At 55.0% G+C, this 19,237-nt stretch carries 19 protein-coding genes; 17 read left to right on the top strand and 2 right to left on the bottom strand.

What is annotated here, in order from left to right:
- Positions 1-36: 36 nt before the first annotated feature.
- From PXC00_RS05145 to PXC00_RS05200, 12 genes are all read left to right on the top strand, one after another.
- Positions 37-315, top strand: coding sequence for a hypothetical protein (locus tag PXC00_RS05145; protein WP_275845527.1), 279 nt, complete (start codon positions 37-39; stop codon positions 313-315).
- A 5-nt stretch (positions 316-320) separates the two neighbouring features.
- Entirely contained in the window at positions 321-1,709 is a 1,389-nt protein-coding gene (locus PXC00_RS05150; protein ID WP_275845528.1) for a citrate/2-methylcitrate synthase, read from the top strand.
- A gap of 468 nt (positions 1,710-2,177) precedes the next feature.
- Positions 2,178-3,959, top strand: a complete 1,782-nt coding sequence (locus PXC00_RS05155; protein ID WP_275845530.1) for an aminopeptidase P family protein — start codon at positions 2,178-2,180, stop codon at positions 3,957-3,959.
- A gap of 48 nt (positions 3,960-4,007) precedes the next feature.
- Positions 4,008-4,931 (top strand): aspartate carbamoyltransferase, encoded by a 924-nt coding sequence (pyrB, locus tag PXC00_RS05160; protein WP_275845673.1) that lies wholly within the window; start codon positions 4,008-4,010, stop codon positions 4,929-4,931.
- Positions 4,925-5,356 (top strand): aspartate carbamoyltransferase regulatory subunit, encoded by a 432-nt coding sequence (locus PXC00_RS05165; protein WP_275845532.1) that lies wholly within the window; start codon positions 4,925-4,927, stop codon positions 5,354-5,356. The genes pyrB and PXC00_RS05165 overlap by 7 nt, the downstream gene beginning before the upstream one ends.
- A gap of 181 nt (positions 5,357-5,537) precedes the next feature.
- Complete coding sequence (locus tag PXC00_RS05170; protein WP_275845533.1) at positions 5,538-6,467, top strand: phosphate ABC transporter substrate-binding protein; 930 nt, start codon at positions 5,538-5,540, stop codon at positions 6,465-6,467.
- 95 nt (positions 6,468-6,562) lie between these two features.
- On the top strand, positions 6,563-7,477 hold the full coding sequence (gene pstC, locus PXC00_RS05175) for a phosphate ABC transporter permease subunit PstC (protein WP_275845535.1): 915 nt from the start codon (positions 6,563-6,565) through the stop codon (positions 7,475-7,477).
- Positions 7,467-8,357 carry a phosphate ABC transporter permease PstA gene (gene pstA, locus PXC00_RS05180; protein WP_275845537.1) on the top strand — a complete coding sequence of 297 codons (891 nt, stop codon included), beginning with the start codon at positions 7,467-7,469 and terminating at the stop codon, positions 8,355-8,357. Before pstC ends, pstA begins: the two co-directional genes overlap by 11 nt.
- A gap of 26 nt (positions 8,358-8,383) precedes the next feature.
- A complete protein-coding gene (gene pstB / locus PXC00_RS05185; RefSeq protein WP_407654311.1) occupies positions 8,384-9,268 on the top strand; it encodes a phosphate ABC transporter ATP-binding protein PstB in 885 nt (294 codons plus the stop codon).
- Between the two features lie 62 nt (positions 9,269-9,330).
- Positions 9,331-10,014: a phosphate signaling complex protein PhoU gene (gene phoU / locus PXC00_RS05190; protein ID WP_275845538.1), complete on the top strand. Its 684-nt coding sequence runs from the start codon at positions 9,331-9,333 to the stop codon at positions 10,012-10,014.
- A 43-nt stretch (positions 10,015-10,057) separates the two neighbouring features.
- On the top strand, positions 10,058-10,765 hold the full coding sequence (locus PXC00_RS05195) for a response regulator transcription factor (RefSeq protein WP_275845540.1): 708 nt from the start codon (positions 10,058-10,060) through the stop codon (positions 10,763-10,765).
- The gene (locus tag PXC00_RS05200; protein WP_275845541.1) at positions 10,762-12,504 is read left to right on the top strand and encodes a HAMP domain-containing sensor histidine kinase; all 1,743 of its coding nucleotides are present in this window, start codon (positions 10,762-10,764) and stop codon (positions 12,502-12,504) included. The genes PXC00_RS05195 and PXC00_RS05200 overlap by 4 nt, the downstream gene beginning before the upstream one ends.
- Positions 12,505-12,552: 48 nt before the next feature.
- Here the strand turns inward: PXC00_RS05200 and PXC00_RS05205 are convergent, their stop codons facing one another.
- Positions 12,553-12,954 (bottom strand): hypothetical protein, encoded by a 402-nt coding sequence (locus tag PXC00_RS05205; RefSeq protein WP_316935121.1) that lies wholly within the window; start codon positions 12,952-12,954, stop codon positions 12,553-12,555.
- 278 nt (positions 12,955-13,232) lie between these two features.
- Between PXC00_RS05205 and PXC00_RS05210 the strand changes: the two genes are divergently transcribed.
- Genes PXC00_RS05210 through PXC00_RS05220 form a run of 3 tightly spaced genes read left to right on the top strand, consistent with a single transcriptional unit; the run spans position 13,233 to position 15,582 of the window.
- Positions 13,233-14,402: an alanyl-tRNA editing protein gene (locus tag PXC00_RS05210; protein ID WP_275845544.1), complete on the top strand. Its 1,170-nt coding sequence runs from the start codon at positions 13,233-13,235 to the stop codon at positions 14,400-14,402.
- Positions 14,399-14,890, top strand: a complete 492-nt coding sequence (locus tag PXC00_RS05215; RefSeq protein WP_275845546.1) for an HD domain-containing protein — start codon at positions 14,399-14,401, stop codon at positions 14,888-14,890. The genes PXC00_RS05210 and PXC00_RS05215 overlap by 4 nt, the downstream gene beginning before the upstream one ends.
- 50 nt (positions 14,891-14,940) lie before the next feature.
- Complete coding sequence (locus tag PXC00_RS05220; RefSeq protein WP_275845548.1) at positions 14,941-15,582, top strand: lactate utilization protein; 642 nt, start codon at positions 14,941-14,943, stop codon at positions 15,580-15,582.
- A 114-nt stretch (positions 15,583-15,696) separates the two neighbouring features.
- On the opposite strand, the gene PXC00_RS05225 is transcribed toward PXC00_RS05220, so the two are convergent.
- Positions 15,697-16,953 carry an acetate/propionate family kinase gene (locus PXC00_RS05225; protein WP_275845550.1) on the bottom strand — a complete coding sequence of 419 codons (1,257 nt, stop codon included), beginning with the start codon at positions 16,951-16,953 and terminating at the stop codon, positions 15,697-15,699.
- Between the two features lie 136 nt (positions 16,954-17,089).
- Here PXC00_RS05225 and PXC00_RS05230 point away from each other — a divergent pair, with 136 nt between their 5' ends.
- Together PXC00_RS05230 and PXC00_RS05235 are read left to right on the top strand one after the other, a co-directional pair.
- Positions 17,090-18,307, top strand: coding sequence for a tRNA(Met) cytidine acetate ligase (locus PXC00_RS05230; protein ID WP_275845552.1), 1,218 nt, complete (start codon positions 17,090-17,092; stop codon positions 18,305-18,307).
- The gene (locus tag PXC00_RS05235; protein ID WP_275845553.1) at positions 18,292-19,227 is read left to right on the top strand and encodes a hypothetical protein; all 936 of its coding nucleotides are present in this window, start codon (positions 18,292-18,294) and stop codon (positions 19,225-19,227) included. The genes PXC00_RS05230 and PXC00_RS05235 overlap by 16 nt, the downstream gene beginning before the upstream one ends.
- Positions 19,228-19,237 lie beyond the last annotated feature (10 nt).

Raw genomic sequence — 19,237 nt, forward strand, 5'->3', positions numbered from 1 at the left:
GCCCGTGTCAAAAAAGTTACATTCAGTATAGCAGAATTGGGCCTTGAAAACAAGACTGTGCGTCGGCGCAGCGGGCTTTTGCAGGGCGGTTTTGCGCGGTTTGTGCCGGTAGGGCAAGGGCGGTTATGCTTTGTTCCTAAATATTCGGCGGCCATTTTGCGGAATTGGGGCAGTTTGACTTCAAAAATGAATTATGTTAAACTAAATATAACTTTACAGCAGCAGAGCGCCAAAGCTGAGTCTGCCGAAGTGCCGGGGAAGTCCCTTGAAGCAAAGTTCATCCTACTGAAAAACCTGACGAAAGAAAGCGAGTGATTTATTTGGTCAAAAAAAACGAACGGGACGATTTTTTTGAGATTACACCTGAAATTACAAACCTGACACAGCTATGCATACACAGAGACACCATTGACCCCTCCCTTTATGTGGAATATGACGTAAAGCGGGGTCTGCGTGATTTAAACGGAGAAGGTGTGCTGTGCGGCCTGTCGGAAATCAGTGAGGTAAAAGCCAAAAAGGAAATTGGCGGCAAAAAGGTACCCATTCCGGGAGAGCTTTATTACCGCGGCATTTCTGTGAACGACCTGACCCGCGGCTTTTTGAATGAAAAGCGGTTCGGGTTTGAAGAATCGGCTTATCTGCTGCTGTTCGGAGACCTGCCCACGCAGCCGCAGCTGCAGGAGTTTTGCGGCCTGCTCAGCAAGTACCGCACGCTGCCGACGAATTTTGTACGGGACATCATCATGAAGGCGCCGAGCAGTGACATGATGAATACGCTTGCGCGCAGTGTGCTGACGCTGTATGCCTATGATGAAAAAGCAAATGATACCAGCCTGGAAAACACCCTGCGCCAGTGTATTGAAATGATTGCGCTGTTTCCGCAGCTTGCGGTGTATGGCTACCAAGCCTATGCGCACGATGTGGACCCAAGCCAGCCTTTTTTCATTCATACGCCGCGAAACGACCTTTCAACTGCGGAAAACATTTTGTACATGCTGCGGCTTGATAATCACTACTCCAAGCTGGAAGCGCGGATTCTGGATCTTGCCCTGGTTCTGCACGCAGAGCATGGCGGTGGCAACAACTCGACCTTTACCACACATGTGGTTGCTTCCTCCGGAACGGATGCGTACTCGGTCATTGCGGCAGCACTAAGTTCTCTGAAAGGGCCGAAACACGGCGGTGCAAACATCAAAGTGGTGCAGATGTTTTCGGATATGAAGGAACACGTGCGCAATTGGGAGGACGAAGAGGAAGTCGGCTGTTACCTGAGCAATCTGTTGCGCGGCAAAGCTTTTGACCATAAGGGCTTAATTTACGGAATCGGCCATGCGGTTTACAGCGTCAGCGATCCGCGCGCCATGATTTTCCGTAAATTTGTGCAGCGCCTGTCAGAAGAAAAAGGGATGCAGAAGGAATATGCCCTGTATGCCACAGTTGAGCGACTGGCGCCGAAGATTATTGGGCAGGAGCGCCGAACGTACAAGGGCGTCAGTGCCAATATCGATTTTTATTCCGGCTTTGTGTACAATATGTTGGGGCTGCCGCTTGAACTGTTTACGCCGGTGTTTGCCATGGCGCGTGTTGCGGGCTGGAGCGCGCATTTGTTGGAGGAACGCATCAACGCGGGCAAGATTATTCGTCCGGCATACAAGACGGTTGCACCGCACCGCCCATATATCCCCATGACAGAACGGACGCGCCCCTGACGCAGATTGTAAAAAGAGCTGGCGGAAAGCAACCTGTCGAAATGCCAACTTCCTGTTGATGCAGATTGTAAAAAGAAGTGCAGGCGCGCTCCGTGAGCTTCAGCACACCGCCGGCGGGGGCTCCCCACCAGCCGCTTTCTGAGAAAGCGGCGGAAAGCAACCTGTCGAAGTGCCAACTTTTTGTTGACGCAGATTGTAAAAAGAAGTGCAGGCGCGCTCCGTGTGCTTCAGCACACCGCCAGCGGGGGCTCCCCGCCGCTTGACAGGGAAGCTTAAAACTCGTATACTGAATGAAACCTGATTTTCAGGAGCAATCCACAGGATTCATTCCGAAAAAATTCACATATCCGCGGCTCGAAACGCCGCTTGCAGACACAAGCTCATCCGGGGAGCAGGTTTCTTCTCTGGGCGGGCTTTTTCTCTGCGCGCAGGCAGCGCTTTTTTGCAGCGGGGAAGGAGAAACTTTTTATGACGGTAGCGGAAAAAATCGAAGCGTTACGAAAAAAAATGGTTCAGTATGGGGTGGATGCGGTCATCCTGCCGACCAGCGACCCACATATGAGCGAGTACATCCCTGCTCACTGGGAGTCGCGCCGCTGGTTTTCCGGCTTTACCGGAGATGCCGGTACATTGGTGGTAACCAAGCAGAAAAGCCTGCTTTGGACAGACGGGCGGTTTTTCATTCAGGCGGAACAGCAGCTTGCGGGTACGCCGATTCAGCTGATGCGTATGCGCGAGCCGGGCGTACCGACCATTGAGGCATATCTTGCAGAACATATTTCACATGGCAAAGTAGCTGTGGACGGACGTCTTTACGCGGCAAAAGCAGCGGAGAACCTGCTGAATGCCTTGCAGCGGGCCGGAACCACTCTGGTCAGCATGGATTTGGTCAAGGATCTGTGGACAGCAGACCGCCCCGCACTGCCCGAAACGCCGGTCTATCTGTTGGAAGAACGGTATGCCGGAAAATCTTGCGCGGACAAGCTGGCACAGGTGCGCGCCAAATTGCAGGAGACCGGTGCGGATGCACAGCTTTACAGCCGACTGGATGACGTTGCGTGGGCAACAAACCTGCGCGCTTCCGACATTGCCTGCAATCCCTTTGCCATTGCGTTTTTGCTGGTTACGGCATCTGTCGCATACCTTTATCTGGACGCAAAGCGTTTGGAAGCGCCTGCGGCTGCCTATATGAAGCAGTCCGGTGTTGAGGTGCGCCCATACAGCCAGCTTGAAAAGGATTTGAAAAACGGGTTTGGCGCGCACAAAATTCTGGTTAGCAAGTTGGACGTCAGCTTTGCGCTTTACACCAGCCTGACCGAAAATGCAGAAGTTGAGATTCTGGAAGGAACCGATATTATCACCGCGCTTAAAGCAGTCAAAAACCCGACCGAATGCGAAAATATGCGGATTTGCCATGTATATGACGGCGTGGCGCTGGTGCGCTTTAAGAGGGAGCTGGAGCGCCGCATGGCGGCAGGCGAAACCCTGACCGAGTGGGATGCTTCTGAAATTGCCCATAAGTACCGCACACAGATGCCAGACAACCGCGGCGACAGTTTTGAAACCATTGCGGCTTACGGCCCGAACGCTGCGATGATGCACTACGGCCCTACCGCGGAAGTGCACGCTTCCCTGCAGCCGAAAGGATTCCTTTTGGTGGACTCCGGCGGTCAGTACCTGACCGGTACGACGGATGTGACCCGCACCTTTGCAATGGGGCCGCTGACACAGGAGGAAAAGGAGTGCTTCACCTGGGTGCTGAAAGCGCATATTGACCTTGCGGACGCGAAATTCCCGCAGGGCACAACTGGCAAGGACTTGGACGCGATTTCACGCGTGCAGGTGTGGAAGCATGGCTTGGATTACCGCTGCGGTACCGGCCACGGCGTCGGGTATATGGGCGCGGTGCATGAGGGTCCGCAGGGATTCCGCGACACCGTTGCGCTGGTACCCGGAATGTCCATTACCGATGAGCCGGGGCTGTATATGGAAGGTCGCTTCGGCATCCGTACGGAAAACACACTGGAAATTGTGGAAGACGAAAAAACCGAATACGGCCAATTCTATGCGTTCCGTCCGCTAACGCTGTTCCCGATTGACCGCGCCGCCATTCTGCCGGAACTGCTGTCTCCGGAAGAAATGGCCTACCTTAATCATTACCATCAGCACGTTTACACCAAGTTGGCGCCGGAACTGACAGCGGATGAGCGCGCTTGGCTGAAAAACGCCTGCGCACCGCTGGAAAAGTAAGAACCGCACGCGCCCATTCAAGCTGAAAACACGCAGGAGGCATCCATGATAAAACACTTGATTGACCCACTGGACCTTTCGGTTGCAGAGATTGACGCTATGCTGAACCTTGCGGATGATATCGCGGCACATCCGCAGAAATACGCGCACGCCTGCGACGGCAAAAAACTGGCAACCCTTTTTTATGAGCCCAGTACCCGCACACGCCTGAGCTTTGAAACAGCCATGCTCAACATGGGCGGCAGCGTGATGGGGTTCCACTCCGCCAGCACGTCTTCCGCAACCAAGGGAGAAAGCGTGGCGGATACCATCCGTGTGGTGTCCTGCTTTGCGGATGTCTGTGCCATGCGGCATCCGAAGGAGGGTGCGCCGCGCCGTGCCGCCCATTTCTCTAAGATTCCGGTGATCAACGCCGGGGACGGAGGCCACCAGCACCCCACGCAGACACTCACGGATTTAATGACCATCCGCAGCAAGCGCGGGCGTTTGGACCACCTGACCATCGGTCTGTGCGGCGACCTGAAATTCGGCCGTACCGTACATTCGCTGATTAAGTCGTTGGCGCGCTACACAGGGATTCAGTTTGTGCTGATTTCTCCGGAAGAGCTGCGTGTGCCGAGCTACATTTTGGAGGAAGCGCTCACGCCAAACGGAATTCCGTATGAGGAAACAACGGATCTGGAGGCAAATCTGCCTCGCTTGGATATTTTGTATATGACGCGTGTGCAGAAGGAGCGCTTCTTCAACGAGGCGGATTATGTCCGCCTGAAGGACAGCTACATTTTGACCGCGGAAAAGCTCAAAGCGGCGAAGCCGAATCTGTATGTACTGCATCCGCTGCCGCGCGTCAATGAGATTTCCATGGATGTGGATGACGACCCGCGTGCCGCTTATTTTGACCAGGTGCAAAATGGTGTGTACGTGCGCCAAGCGCTGATTTTAACATTGTTGGGGGTGAAGCTGCCATGCTGAATATTGATTCTCTGCAGACCGGAATCGTCATTGACCATATCGAGGCGGGCACCAGTATGCGGATTTACGACCTGCTGAATTTAGAAAAGCTGGACTGCTGCGTGGCAGTTATCAAAAATGCGCGCAGCACTAAGTTTGGGCGGAAAGATATCATTAAAATCGAGGGAAAAGTCGACATGGATCTGGACGTGCTGGGCTTTCTGGACCCGAACATTACGGTCGATTTTATCGAGAACGGCTGCATTGTGCGAAAAACCGATCTGGCACTGCCGGCGTATATCAAAAATGTTCTTAAGTGCAAGAATCCGCGTTGCATTACCACCATTGAGGAGGGCGTGGATCAGGTCTTTAAGCTGTGCGACGCCAAAACACGCCGCTACCGCTGCATCTACTGCGAGCAGGAGTACGAGCGCCCGCATAATTGATTTTTCTGCTGCAAAGACTATGCTGTGAATACACGGCATAGTCTTTTTTATGCTTTTTTTCGGGAGCACGGGAATTTTAACGGCTTATAATCCGCTTTTAACATAGATTTAACGTTGCATCTTTAGACTGGAAGTGTACAAGGGCGAAAGCATCGGTATCAAGAAAAAGGAGAGACAATGTATGAAAAAACTCATGAGTACCATCCTTGTGGCCGCGATTTTCGGCAGTGCGCTTCTGGCTTCGGGGTGCGGCACAGAGGGGGCTTCCCAAGCGCCGGCTTCTGCGGGCGGTTCGGCGGTCAGCGGCAAAGTGACTGGTTCCGGTTCTTCCGCGCTGCTTCCGCTGGCGCAGGATGCGGCAAAGGCATTTAAGGAAAAGTACCCCGATGTTTCCGTGACGCTGAACGCGGGCGGTTCGGGCAACGGTCTCAAGCAGGTTTCTGACGGTTCTGTCGATATCGGCAACTCGGATGTTGCGGCGGAAACCAAGCTGACCGCCGACAAAGCCAAGGAGCTGGTGGACCACAAGGTCTGCGTCATCACCATGGCGCCAATCGTTTCAAATGATGTCGGTGAAAAAGTAAAAAGCCTGACCAAAGAGCAGCTGCAGAAAATCTTTACCGGCGAAACAAAGAACTGGAAGGAAGTCGGTGGCCCGGATGAAGCTATTGTGCTGGTAACCCGCCCAAAAACGTCCGGTACGCGCGCCCTGTTTACGCAGTATGCACTGGACGGCAAGGAAGAAGCCAGCAACAAGTCTTTGGAAACCGACAATTCCGGCACGCTGATTAAGTCTGTCGAAGAAAACCAAGGCGCCATCGGCTATGTGGCGCTGAGCTATCTGGTCGGCGAAAACAAAGAGAAAGTAACGGCAGTCGGCATTGATGGTGTGCAGCCAACGCTGGAAAACACATACAGCGGCAAATATCCGGTCTGGGGCTACGAGCATATGTACACAAAAGGGGAGCCTTCCGGCGCTGTGAAATCCTATCTGGACTTTATCGCTTCCGATGATTACGGGAAAAAGATGGAGGGCATGGGCTACGGAATCACCGCAAAAATGGATACTTCCGTTACATCCAGCCGTGATGCCGAAGCGCAGAAATCGTAAGAATCGTCTTCAGATAACAGAGCCAACAAAAGCAGCAGACTGTGCAGATTTTCTCACAGTCTTGTTTTGCTGTAGGAAAGGAGCCTGCTTGTTTCATGCATAAAGAAGCGGCAAAAGGAATGTTCAAAAAGGAATATCTTGGGCGCACGGTTGTGACCATTTTCGGGATGCTGATGATTGCGGTCACCTTTATCATCGGTGTGTTTTTGGCCTACCGGGGGCTGGGCACATTTTTTCAGTATCACCACACCCTTGGGGAGTTTCTGTTTTCGGCGGACTGGAATCCGGCGGATGACTTCACGGGGGGTGGTACCGTTGGCGCGGCGGTGTTTATTGTCGGTTCCCTGACCACCTGCCTGCTTGCGCTGGCGATTGCGGTGCCATTCAGTCTTGCTTCTGCCATTTTCATTACGGAGATTTCCCCGAAGTTCGGGACACTCTTTTTTCAGCCTGCCATTGAGATTTTTGTCGGCATCCCTTCCGTTGTTTACGGCTGGGTGGGGCTGAGTGTGCTGGTGCCCGCCATCCGCAAGGCGTTTCATCAGCCGATGGGCTACGGTGTGCTTGCGGCAGGCATTGTGCTTGCCGTGATGATCTTTCCCTCCATCACGACCGTGGCAGCGGATGCCATCCGGTCGGTTCCGCAAAGCTACCGGGAGGCGGCTTACGGCATGGGTTCCACCCGCTGGCAGGTTGTTCGCCGCATTGTGGTGCCGAACGCCATGCCGGGCATTCTGACCGGCGTCATTCTGGGGCTTGCGCGTGCTTTTGGCGAGGCTCTGGCGGTGGCCATGGTGATTGGGCAGATGAAGGCGTTTCCAACTTCCATTTTCAGCCCCACGGCGAACCTGACTGCAACCATCGCCGCCGATATGGGCGGCGCGGCGGAGGGCGGCGAATACAACACGGCGCTTTGGACCATGGCACTGCTGCTATTTGCCATTTCGCTGTTCTTTATTTTCTTAGTGCACGTTGTGTCCAGCAGAAAGGAGAAAGCACATGAAAACTAAATCTTACTCCAGGCGTGCGCGGAGAACCGACCGGACAATGACCGTGCTGTTTTATCTGGTGGCGGGTTTTTTCCTGCTTCTGCTGCTGGCGTTTGTACTGTATGTTTTATATAATGGCTTTCGGGATTTTTCCCCGTCGCTGCTGTCTTTCAGCGATGAGGGAATCGGCAATCAGTTCTTTAATACCATTTATCTGGTCTTTCTTGCACTGCTCATCAGTGTGCCGGTGGGCGTTCTGGCCGGCATTTACCTTGCCGAATACGCAAAAGACGGCAAGCTGACGCGGTTTATCCGCATTTGTGTGGAAACGCTCTCCAGCTTGCCATCCATTGTCATTGGCTTGTTCGGGTACTTAGTCTTTATTGTGATGACGCATCAGCAGTGGAATTTGCTGGGCGGCGCGTTTGCGGTGTCAATTCTCTGTCTGCCGCTGCTGACCACCACCACGGTAGATGCCTTTCGTGCTCTGCCGGAAGAGTATAAAGCAGGGTCACTTGCGGTGGGTGCCACCCACTGGCAGAGCATTGTGCATATGCTGCTGCCAGCCTGCGTTCCACGCATTATGACCGGCGTGATTTTGGCGGCGGGGCGCGGTTTTGGCGAAGCCGCTGCGCTGCTTTACACAGCCGGCATGAGTACAGACATCAACTGGTCCAACTGGAACCTTGCCAGCCCGACCTGTCCGCTCAATCCGATGCGCCCCGGCGAAACGCTTGCCCTGCAGATCTGGGCATCCCGCACAGAGTCCATTGCGCCGAACGCCACGCAGATTGCCAATCTGAGCTCGGCGGTGCTGATTCTGCTGATTTTGCTGTTCAGCATTTCCGCCAGAGTGCTCAGCCGCAGACTCGATAAAAAAGCAACCGGTACCGGAAAGTAACATCCGTTGGAAGGAGTAAAAACACCATGGAAACTATCGTTTCATACACAGCGGCTGCCGCCGCGGAAAAACCGGCGCAGACCGCCGCAGAGGCGGACGACGGGGAGGTACGAGAGACGGTTTACGGCAGGCTTTGCGGCATTGAGCAGGTGAAAGTCGGCATTGAAAATCTGAATCTGTACTACGAAAACGGCAAGCGCTCGCTGCACGCTCTGAAAAATTTGAATATGCAGATTGCGGAAAAAAAAGTCACCGCTTTTATTGGCCCCTCTGGCTGCGGCAAAAGCACCTGCTTGAAAACCCTGAACCGCATGAATGACCTGGTGTCAGGCTGCCGCATCGAGGGAACTGTCACCATTGACGGCAAGGATATTTACGACCCACGCACCGATGTGACGCTGCTGCGCAAGCGTGCGGGCATGGTCTTTCAGAAGCCGAATCCGTTTCCCATGAGCATTTATGACAATGTGACTTACGGCCCCAAAATCCACGGCATCAAAAGCAAAGCCAAGCTGGACGAAATCGTGGAGTCCAGCCTGCGCGCCGCGGCGCTGTGGGACGAGGTGAAAGATCGCCTCAAGCAGAGCGCGCTGGGAATGTCCGGCGGGCAGCAGCAGCGTCTGTGCATTGCGCGTGCGTTGGCTGTGCAGCCGGATGTGCTGCTCATGGATGAGCCGACCAGCGCGCTCGACCCGATTTCCACTTTGAAAATTGAAGACCTGATGGGTGACCTGCGCGAAAAATACACCGTGATCATCGTTACGCACAATATGCAGCAGGCCGCGCGGATTGCGGACAATACGGCCTTTTTCCTGCTTGGGCAGTTGGTGGAGTATACCAACACCACGGATATGTTTAACAACCCGGCAGACGAACGCACAGAACGCTACATTACCGGCCGCTTTGGTTAAGCGCGGCGCGCGCGCCGCATATCCGAAACGCAGAATTTATGTTATAATGAGGAGGCACAAGGATGCCCAGAAAACACTTTGACCAGGAACTGGAGCTTTTAACCAAGCGCGTTACGGTAATGGGGGACGCCATCAGCTCCCGAATTGCAGACACCATGCAGGCGCTGCGCACAGGGGACGCGGAACTTGCCCGGCGGGTAGCCGAGGGCGACAGCGAGATTGACCGCATGGAGCATGAAAACGAAAAACTTTGCATGAACCTGATTGCGAGCCAGCAACCCATTGCCAGCGACCTGCGCATTATTGCGGCAAGCCTTAAAATTCTGACGGATATGGAGCGCGAGGCGGACCAGTGTGCCGATATTTGTGAGATTATCACCACCGGCGGCATGGCTGACAGCCAGCGGCTGCCGGTCAGCCACATTGTGAACGCCCTCCAAAAGGTTTACGATATGTTTAGCGGCGCTATGAATGTTTTTTTGAGCCGTGACGTAGAGCAGGCCAAGGCAATCTGTGTGGCGGATGACGAAATCGACGCGGCTTTCGGAAAAGTCGTGCTGGAAGTTTCTGCCGCAATTACACAGAATCCCAAAGAAGTAATGCAGGATGTTGACCTGCTGTTTATTATCAAGTATGTAGAACGCATGGGTGACCACGCCACGAATATTGCCGAGTGGGTCATTTACATGGTCACCGGCGAGCATCCGGACTTAAACGACAGTCTGGAGGAAATCCCGCAGGCATAACGATTGCATTTATCGGCGGGAAGATCGAGAAGGGGGAAACTGCATGGCACTGGTTTATATCGCAGATGATGAGCTGAATATCCGCAGACTGGTTGCGTTTGGGCTCAAGGATGCCGGCTTCGAAACCGGGGAGTTTCCGGACGGCGAGTCGCTCTTGCAGGGCATTCGCCTGCGTCGGCCGGACGCGGTGCTGCTGGACTGGATGATGCCGGGCACCGATGGCCTTCAAATTTGCCGTGCTTTGCGCGAAAATGAGCAGACACGCGCCATTCCGGTTCTGATGCTGACCGCGAAGGGTGAGGAAATTGACAAGGTGTTGGGATTGGAAATGGGCGCGGATGATTACATTACCAAGCCTTTCGGCATGAAGGAGCTTTGCGCGCGCGTGCGGGCGGTGCTGCGCCGCGCCGCGCGGCAGGAGGCACCCGCGGAGCAGCAGCTTTCCGGCTGCGGCATTCGTGTGGATATTACCCGTCACACTGTGCACAAAAACGGTGAAGCGGTGGAGCTGACCGCGAAGGAGTTTGACTTGCTCTGCACGCTCATGCGGCACGCCGGAAAAGTGCTGACACGGGACGCCCTGCTGGATAAGGTCTGGGGCATCGAGTATTTCGGCGACACCCGCACGGTGGATGTACACGTGCGCTACCTGCGCCAAAAGATTGAGGACGATCCGGACGACCCCGCCCGAATTTTGACCGTGCGCGGAGTGGGTTACAAATTCTGTGCACAGGAGGAAACAGGCACTTGAAAAAGAAAATGGCGCTGCTCAATTCTGTCATTGTGGTCATCAGCTTTACGGTTGCATTTGTGCTGTGTGCGGTGCAGGTACATAGCCAGTACGAAACGGAGTTTACCCGCCGCTTGGATGCGGTTCTTTCCCTTTCCGCACTGGATACGTCCCAATTTGCGAAAAATCCGCAGGGAGAAGCGCAGCTGCTGGGGGATTCGCTGAAAAAATCCGGCCAGCAGATTCGCATCAGTATTATTTCCGCGCAGGGAAAAGTGCTGGGTGACAGCGCCATGCAGGAAATCAATGAAAACCATTTGCACCGTCCGGAAATTCAGCAGGCGCTGAAAAGCGGGCGCGGTTATGACATCCGCGTCAGCAGCACCACACATCAGCGATATCTATACGCGGCACAGCAGGTGGAAAATCATTACTTTTTGCGCGCAGCCATGCGCACCACGGAAATGGATACAGTCATGCGTCGGCTGGCGGGCAGTGCGGCAGTCTGCATTTTCATTGGGATTCTGATTGCCTGCTTCGCCACGCTGCCGCTGGTTTCGCGGACGCTGCGGCCCCTGCGGGAACTGACCGATGCTGCCAAGGAAATCAGCCGGGGCAATTTTACGCGGCGGGTGTCAGTCAGCCCTGCAAAGGACGAAGTCGGCAGCCTTGCCCGCTCCTTTAACCGTATGATTCGCAGTACGGAAAATGCCATCACGGAACTGGACCGCAACCAGAGCCGCCTGACCGGTCTTCTGGAGGGCATGGACGACGGTGTGCTTGCGGTGGACAGCACCGGGCACGTGCTGTTTTTCAATGAGCGCGTGCGCATTTTGCTTTCCTGCCCGAATCTTCAGGTCAGCGATGCACTGGACAGCAGCCTGGTTCTTAGTCACGTGGCGGATATCCTGCAGCGGGTGGGCAAAAGCGGCGAAACGTGCAAGGAGCAGATTGCGGGTGTAACGGCAGAACAGCAGTTTACCGTGTATGCCGCCCCAGTGGAAGGCGGCGCCAGTGTGCTGGCGGTCATCAGCGACATCAGCCGGATGAAGCGTCTGGAGCAGATGCGCAGCGAGTTTGTCGGCAACGTCACGCATGAGCTGAAAACGCCGCTGACCTCCATTCGCGCAAGCATTGAACTGCTGAAAAGCAGCGGGCGCGATGCAAAGACCCGTGCGTATTTTTATGAGGTGCTGGATATGGAAGCTGAACGCTTGCAGCACTTGATTGACGATATGCTGGTGCTTTCCAGACTGGAAAATATGCGGCAGGACACCGCGGCGCAGCCCATCAGCGTGGAGGAAACGGTGCGGGACAGTGTGGAGCGTCTGAGCATGACTGCCGCTAAGCATCAGATTTCCGTGGAATTTCATGTGGACCCGACCCTGCTCGTCTGCTGCGCGCCCATGCGGCTGGAGCAGCTGTTTACCAATTTGATTGAAAATGCTGTCAAGTACAACCATCCCGGTGGTAAGGTGGAGATTACGGGGGCGCCGCAGCATGAAATTGCGGTCATTAAAGTGCGGGATACCGGCATTGGCATTGCGCCGGAGCATATTCCACGCCTGTTTGAACGGTTTTATCGCGTAGATGCCAGCCGTTCGCGGGAAATTGGCGGTACCGGGCTGGGGCTGTCAATCGTAAAGCATATCGCTGTGCTTTATGGGGGTGACATCAGTGTGGAAAGCAAGGTGGGCGCAGGCTCGGTTTTTACGGTTCGACTGCCGCTTGCCAGTGCGGAGCATACGGGAAAAGCATAAAGCAAAAAACAAGCTGCTGTAACGGAAAGTTTCCGTGCAGCAGCTTGTTTATGCTTTTTTGATAAATTCGTTTTTACACACCGGACACTTAATGCTGATTTTCCCGCGTCCGCGCGGCACCCGCAGGGTTGCCCGGCATTTGGGGCAGTGGTAGTAGCGGTAGGTTTTCCGGTCTTTCCAGCGGCTGTGCAGCTGCCGGAAAAAGCGCAGAACCGGCTGTGTGGCAGCGACAAATTTCTGGTTTTCCGCCCAGCGCTTTTCATGGTTGCGCGAAAACATCCGCCAAAGGGAAAGCACCATGCCGGCCGTGCACAGCAGCATTACAATCACAGATGCCGGGCCGCGCAGGAAGGAATTGATGACCGATAAGATTAAGGACAGAACAATGAGTCCCAGTGAAAGCTGGTCGGGGCCATGTCGTCCGTACATGAATTTTTGCAGCCAATCCATATAAGAAAGCATCCTTTCCGTCATGAGAGTCGTAGGTGAATGGGAATTGTTTCTGTTTATGATTGTACAGCACCCTGTTGGACTTTGCAACGCACTCGCAATATATTTTAAACATTCTTTACATCTTGTTCAAGAAGATGGAAAGGAAAAGGGAAAAGGATGTTTTTTCGTGTGGATGAAACATAGCCTCCGCTCAAGTCCTCTGTTTCTCAAATTGTTTTCGCGTGCCGATTGCTGTATAATAAAGGCAGACTCCAATTTGGGCTGAGGTGTTTTTTGTGGAAACTCAAAAATTATATGAGGAAAATGCATATCTGCACACCTTTCGGGCGCAGGTGCTTTCCTGCAGGCAGGAAAAGGAAACATGGAAAGTGGTTCTGGACCGCACGGCGTTTTATCCGGAGGGCGGTGGCCAGCCGGGTGACCGCGGGGTGCTCAATCGCGTCAATGTACTGGATACGCACGAAAAGGACGGCGTGGTGGTTCACACAACGGACGCACCGCTGGCGGTGGGCAGTCGGGTGACCGGCGGCATTGACTGGCCTCTGCGCCGCTCTCGGATGCAGGAGCATACCGGGGAGCACATCCTTTCCGGTGTGCTGCACCGCTTTTTCGGGGTCAGCAACGTCGGCTTTCACATGGGCAGCGCCTGTGTGACGCTGGACTTGGACAAGCCGCTGGACGCACATCAGATTGCGCTGGGTGAGCGCCTGGCAAATGAAGCAGTGTACCGGAATCTGCCGGTTGTTGTGACCTACCCGACTGCCGAGCAGCTGCAAAAGCTGGATTACCGCAGCAAAAAGGAACTGACCGGGCGGGTACGCATTGTGACGGTGCCCGGTTATGATGTGTGCGCCTGCTGCGGCACGCACGTTGCACGTACCGGCGAAATCGGGCTGGTGAAGGTTCTCGGTTTTACACACTATAAAGGCGGCGTGCGGATTTCCATTTTGTGCGGCAGCCGGGCACTGCAGGATTACGGTGCGCGTCTGCAGGCGGTGACGGAAATTTCCGGTTTGCTGTCTGCCAAGCCAGAGGGGGTGGCAGACGCGGTCAAGCACCTGCAGCAGGAGAAAGAAAACCTGCAGCAGAAGCTGACCGCCGTGCAGAATGAGCTGCTGAAGCAGAAAGCGGCACATTTGCAGCCCGCGGCAAATGGGTTGCTTTGGACATTTGAAGAAGGACTGACACCGGATGCCCTGCGGCGCTACGGCACGCTGCTGGCAGAGAAGTGCCCGCGTGTCGCCGCTGTTTTCAGTGGGCAGGACGGCAGGTATCAGTACGCGATTGTCGGTGCGCCGGGCACAGATGTGCGCCCGCTTGGCAAAGCACTGAACGCTGCGCTGCATGGCCGCGGCGGCGGCAAGCCTGCGTTTGTGCAGGGGAGCGTGCAGGCCGCACAGCGGGAAATTGAAGACTGGTTTGCAAAGCAGGAGGTGGAAAAATGAAGCTTTCCGCACAGCTGCTGCAGGATATGGTGCAGTACAACGCACCGGATGTGCGCCGGGTCAGTCATGCGCTGAAAGTGTACGGCTATGCCTGCATTCTCGGGCAGGCGGAACACCTGTCTGAGCAGGAGGAACTGACGCTGGAACTTGCCGCTGCCCTGCACGACATCGGCATCCACCAGGCGGAGCGGAAATACGGCTCATCTGCGGGAACGTATCAGGAAAAGGAAGGCCCGGCGATTGCCCGTGCCATGCTGCAGAAGCGCGGCGTCGCTCCTGCCGCTGCGGAGCGCGTGTGTCAGCTGATTGGCCGGCATCACACATACACAGGAATCGACGGGATGGACTGCCAGCTTTTAATAGAAGCCGATTTTCTGGTCAATGTCGACGAGGATTCCCTTTCGGCAGAAGCAATCCGCAGCGTGCGGGAAAAGATTTTTCGTTCCGCTTCGGGTAAGGCACTTTTGAACGCGCTTTTCGGCGCTTGATTTTGGCAGCAGGAAACACCTGCTGCGTTTTCAAGAAAGGATGAAGCAACATGGACGCAAACAAGCAGAAAATTATTTTGGACAAAATGAACCGCACCGCCGCCGCACTGGAGAAAAATCACATTCGCGCCAGCTGCGCGCCGACCTGCGCCGATGCTGTCCGGCTGGTTGAGCAGCTGTTGCCGGAGGGCTGTACCATCGGGAATGGAGGCTCTGTCACGCTTACAGAAAGCGGCGTGATGGCACTTCTTAAAAGCAGCCGGTACCAGTACATTGACCGCACCAAGGGAGAGCAGGAGCTGCGCGCGGCGCACAATGCCGATGTGTTTCTGATGAGCAGCAACGCCATTACGGAAAGCGGTGAATTGTACAATGTGGACGGCAATTCCAACCGTGTTTCTGCCCTTGCGCACGGCCCGAAAAAGGTCATTGTGGTTGCGGGATACAACAAAATTGTACCAGATTTGCAGGCAGCGGTCGAGCGCGTCAAAGAAATCGCCGCACCGGCAAACGGTGTGCGGCTGGGTGCCAATACGCCCTGCGCAAAGACCGGCCGCTGTATTGCCTGCGGCGGTGCGATGACCGCTGGGTGTTCTTCGCCGAACCGGATGTGCGTTAATTACGTTGTCACGGCGTATCAGCGTACCGAGCGGATTCATGTCATTCTGGTTGGTGAATCGCTGGGGTACTGAGCCGGCAATGATTCAGAATGCAAAAAAGCAGGGTGCCGCCTTTCAAAGTGCGGTACCCTGCTTTTTATAGTCCCAGCTGCTTTACACCGGAAAAGCGGACGGGGCTGCTTTTTATCAGATATCTTCCGGGTCTACAATGGTTTTGTCTTCTGTTTTTGCGTATTTGAGCTTGTCCACAATGGCACGGGTGTCGCGGGCAATCATCAACTCCTCGTTCGTATTGATGACGTACACCGGAATCTGTGAGTCAAACGTGCTGACCTTGCCCTCTTTGCCGTGAATGGTTTCATCATTGACCACCGCGTCAATTTTGACGCCGAGGAAGCGCAGGTAGCGGCAGGCATCATAGCGCAGCTCCGGCTGGTTTTCGCCAAGACCGGCGGTGAAGGTAATCACATCCACGCCGTTCATCGCGGCAGCGTATGCACCGATATACTTTGCAATCTGGTAGAACATCAGCTGGTGCGAAAGCACGGCGCGCGGCTCGCCCTTGATCTCAGCGTCGGTTACTTCACGGTCGTCCGCGTAGCCGGAAACGCCCAGAACACCAGATTTACGGTTGAGAATGTCGTCCATCTGGTCGGGGGTCAGGTTGTCGCGCTTCATGATATAGGTGACGACCGACGGGTCCAGCGCGCCGGAGCGGGTGCCCATCATAAAGCCGTCCAGGGGGGTCAGACCCATGCTGGTGTCCACGACTTTGCCGTTGGCGATGGCGGTAATGGAGGAGCCGTTGCCAATGTGGCAGCTAATGATTTTCAGGTCTTCGACCGGTTGGTGCATCAGGTGCGATACATGGTGTGCCACATAGCGGTGGCTGGTGCCATGAAAGCCATAGCGGCGGATTTTATATTTCTCGTAGTATTCCCACGGAATCGGATAGATATATGCCTTGGGGGGCATGGTAGAATGAAAGCTTGTATCAAAGACCGCAATCATCGGCAGCTCGTTGCCGAAAACTTCCTGGCAGGCGTTAATGGCGTCCAACTCGGGGCGATTGTGCAGCGGCGCCAGCGGAATCAGGCTTTCGATACCCTTTTTCACTTCATCGGTAATCAGAACGGAAGTTTTGAAAAGGTCGCCGCCCTGTGCCACGCGGTGGCCGATAGCAGAGATTTCGCTCAGGCTTTTGATGACGCCGTATTCCGGATGAACCAGAATTTCCGTAACTTTCTGAAAAGCGGCCTTGTGGTTTGCAATCGGCGTTTTTAAGTCCTGAAAATGGCGGCCGTCAAAGGTTTTGACACCGAAACGGCCGGTTTCCATGCCAATGCGCTCGCAATTGCCCTTGCAGAGCATTTTTTCGGTTTCCATATCGATGAGCTGATATTTCAGCGAGGAACTGCCGGCATTGATGACGAGAATTTTCATAAATAATAATGCCTCCAAAAATAAAATATATTTCCTTGGTTATGAACTCTTGAAAAGAAGTGTCATATAGATTTATAATAATACAAAATGCGAGAAAATTCAAGTGAGTGGGGCAAAGAGGGCGGGGAGCATAAAAATGCGGCTGGCGGTGATCATCGCGGAGTATAATCCGTTTCATAAGGGGCACGCGGCGTTGGTGCAGGCAGTGCGCCGCGCTGGAGCGACGCACGTGGCAGCTGTGATGAGCGGCTGCTTTGTGCAGCGCGGCGATGCGGCGTGCCTTTCTAAGTGGGCACGCACGCGGCAGGCGCTTGCCTGCGGGGTGGACCTGGTGGCGGAACTGCCGGTACCGTGGGCAGTGTCCGGTGCGGAGTGTTTTGCGCGCGGCGGCGTGGCGCTTGCGGATGCGCTGGGTGCGGATGTGCTTGCGTTTGGTAGCGAATGTGGGAACGCAGCAGCGCTGCAGCGGCTGGCGGGGCTTCTGTGCGGCTCTGCAGCGGGGGAAGCCCTGCACGGGTATCTATCGCAGGGCATGGCATTTGCCGCGGCGAGAGAGCGTGCAGTGGCGAATCTGGCAGGAGAGAAAGCGGCAGTGCTGCTGCGGCAGCCCAATAACATTCTGGGAATCGAATACTGCAAGGCGATGCAGGCACAGCATACGCAGATGGCCTGCTTCACCGTTTCGCGGCAGGGCGCGGCGCACGACAGCCCTGCGGAAAGTCCGACGCCCTCTGCAAGCCGAGTACGTTCCTTGCTGGAAAGCGGTGGGGTGTGGGAAACTGCGCTGCCGGCTGCCAGCGCGGCGGTGGTGCGCACAGAGCTGGCGCAGGGCCGTGCACCGGCGTCCTTGCAGCAGGTGGAGCGCGCGGTGCTGTACTGCCTGCGTACCCTGCCGGAGGCGGCATACCATGCCCTGCCAGATGTCAGTGAAGGTCTTGAAAACCGCCTGCGTTCGGCGGCTCGCTGTGCCGGTTCCATGGAGGAACTGTACGCCGCCGCAAAAACGAAGCGTTACAGTCATGCCCGGATTCGCCGCTTGGCGCTTTCCGCGTTTCTTGGCCTGCGGGAAAAAGATGCCGTGGGAACGCCACCGTATCTGCGCATCCTCGGCTTTGGTGCGCAGGGGCGTGCGGTACTGGCGCGTGCGGCGCAGAAAGGCGCGCTGCCGCTGTTGACGCGTACTTCTGACAGTCGGATACTTGACAGTCGGGGGAAAAATGTGGTTGAATTAGAAAACAGAGCTGCGGATGTGTGGGCACTTTGCTGTCCGCGGCCTGCACCGTCCGGTCTTGACCGGACAACGGGGATATTGGTTTTTGAAAAAGGGTGTGTAGATACATGGGGATCGAAGTAAAAGAAGTGGAGTACGGCGTACAAGGGCGGTGCATCCGCATGAGCAACCACTTCATTGATGTGGTTGTTTCCATTGATTACGGTCCGCGAATCGTTCGAATTGGTTTTCTGGACGGCCCCAATCTCCTTTATTGGGACGAGGAGCGCCGCAATGTTTTTGCAAATAAAGAACTGAAGGCGTATTATGGGCCGCAGACGGCGTACCATGCTTACGGCGGGCACCGCGTGTGCCTGGTGCCGGACCGGATGCCGCAAAGCTACTATCCAGACAATGATCCGGTGATTTACGGCTTGCTTAATGGTGGGGTTCGATTTACGCCGCCGCGGCAGAAAGGAAATGATGTGCAGCTTTCCTTTGAAGTCATGATGGGTACGGATGCGTCCGATGTCATGATTGTGCACAAGATGAAAAACTGCTCGCACGAAAGCAAGCGCGTTTCACTCTGCGGCAGCACGATGATGGCACCTGGCGGGGTTGTCATTATTCCGCAGAACATGAGCAATGAGGAAAAGCACCAGCCAAATCGGAACTTCAGTTTATGGCCATATTCCAGCTTTCGTGATGAGCGTCTTTCGTTGGGCGATAAGTATATTATGGCACAGCAGGCACCCTCTAACCGCAACTTGAAGTTCGGGGTTAATGACCTGCAGGGCTGGGCGGGTTACTCTAACCGCGGCTGCACGTTGGTTAAGCGCTTTGTGCACGCACCCGGTCAGCCATACCCGGACTTCGGTTCCTCTTTGGAAACGTACATCTGCGACGATTACGCGGAACTGCGCACGCTTTCTCCGCTGTTTACGGTGGAGGCAGGTGAGGGCATCCGGCACGTGGAAAACATTGCCTTGTTCCGCTCACCCGATCTGCAAATGGGGCTGCCGGAATCCACGGTGAACGATTATGTGAATCACCTCGGAATTTAGAACTGGAGGA

This window comes from Caproicibacterium argilliputei, from assembly GCF_029211325.2.
In the GTDB taxonomy this organism is placed as follows: domain Bacteria; phylum Bacillota; class Clostridia; order Oscillospirales; family Acutalibacteraceae; genus Caproicibacterium; species Caproicibacterium argilliputei.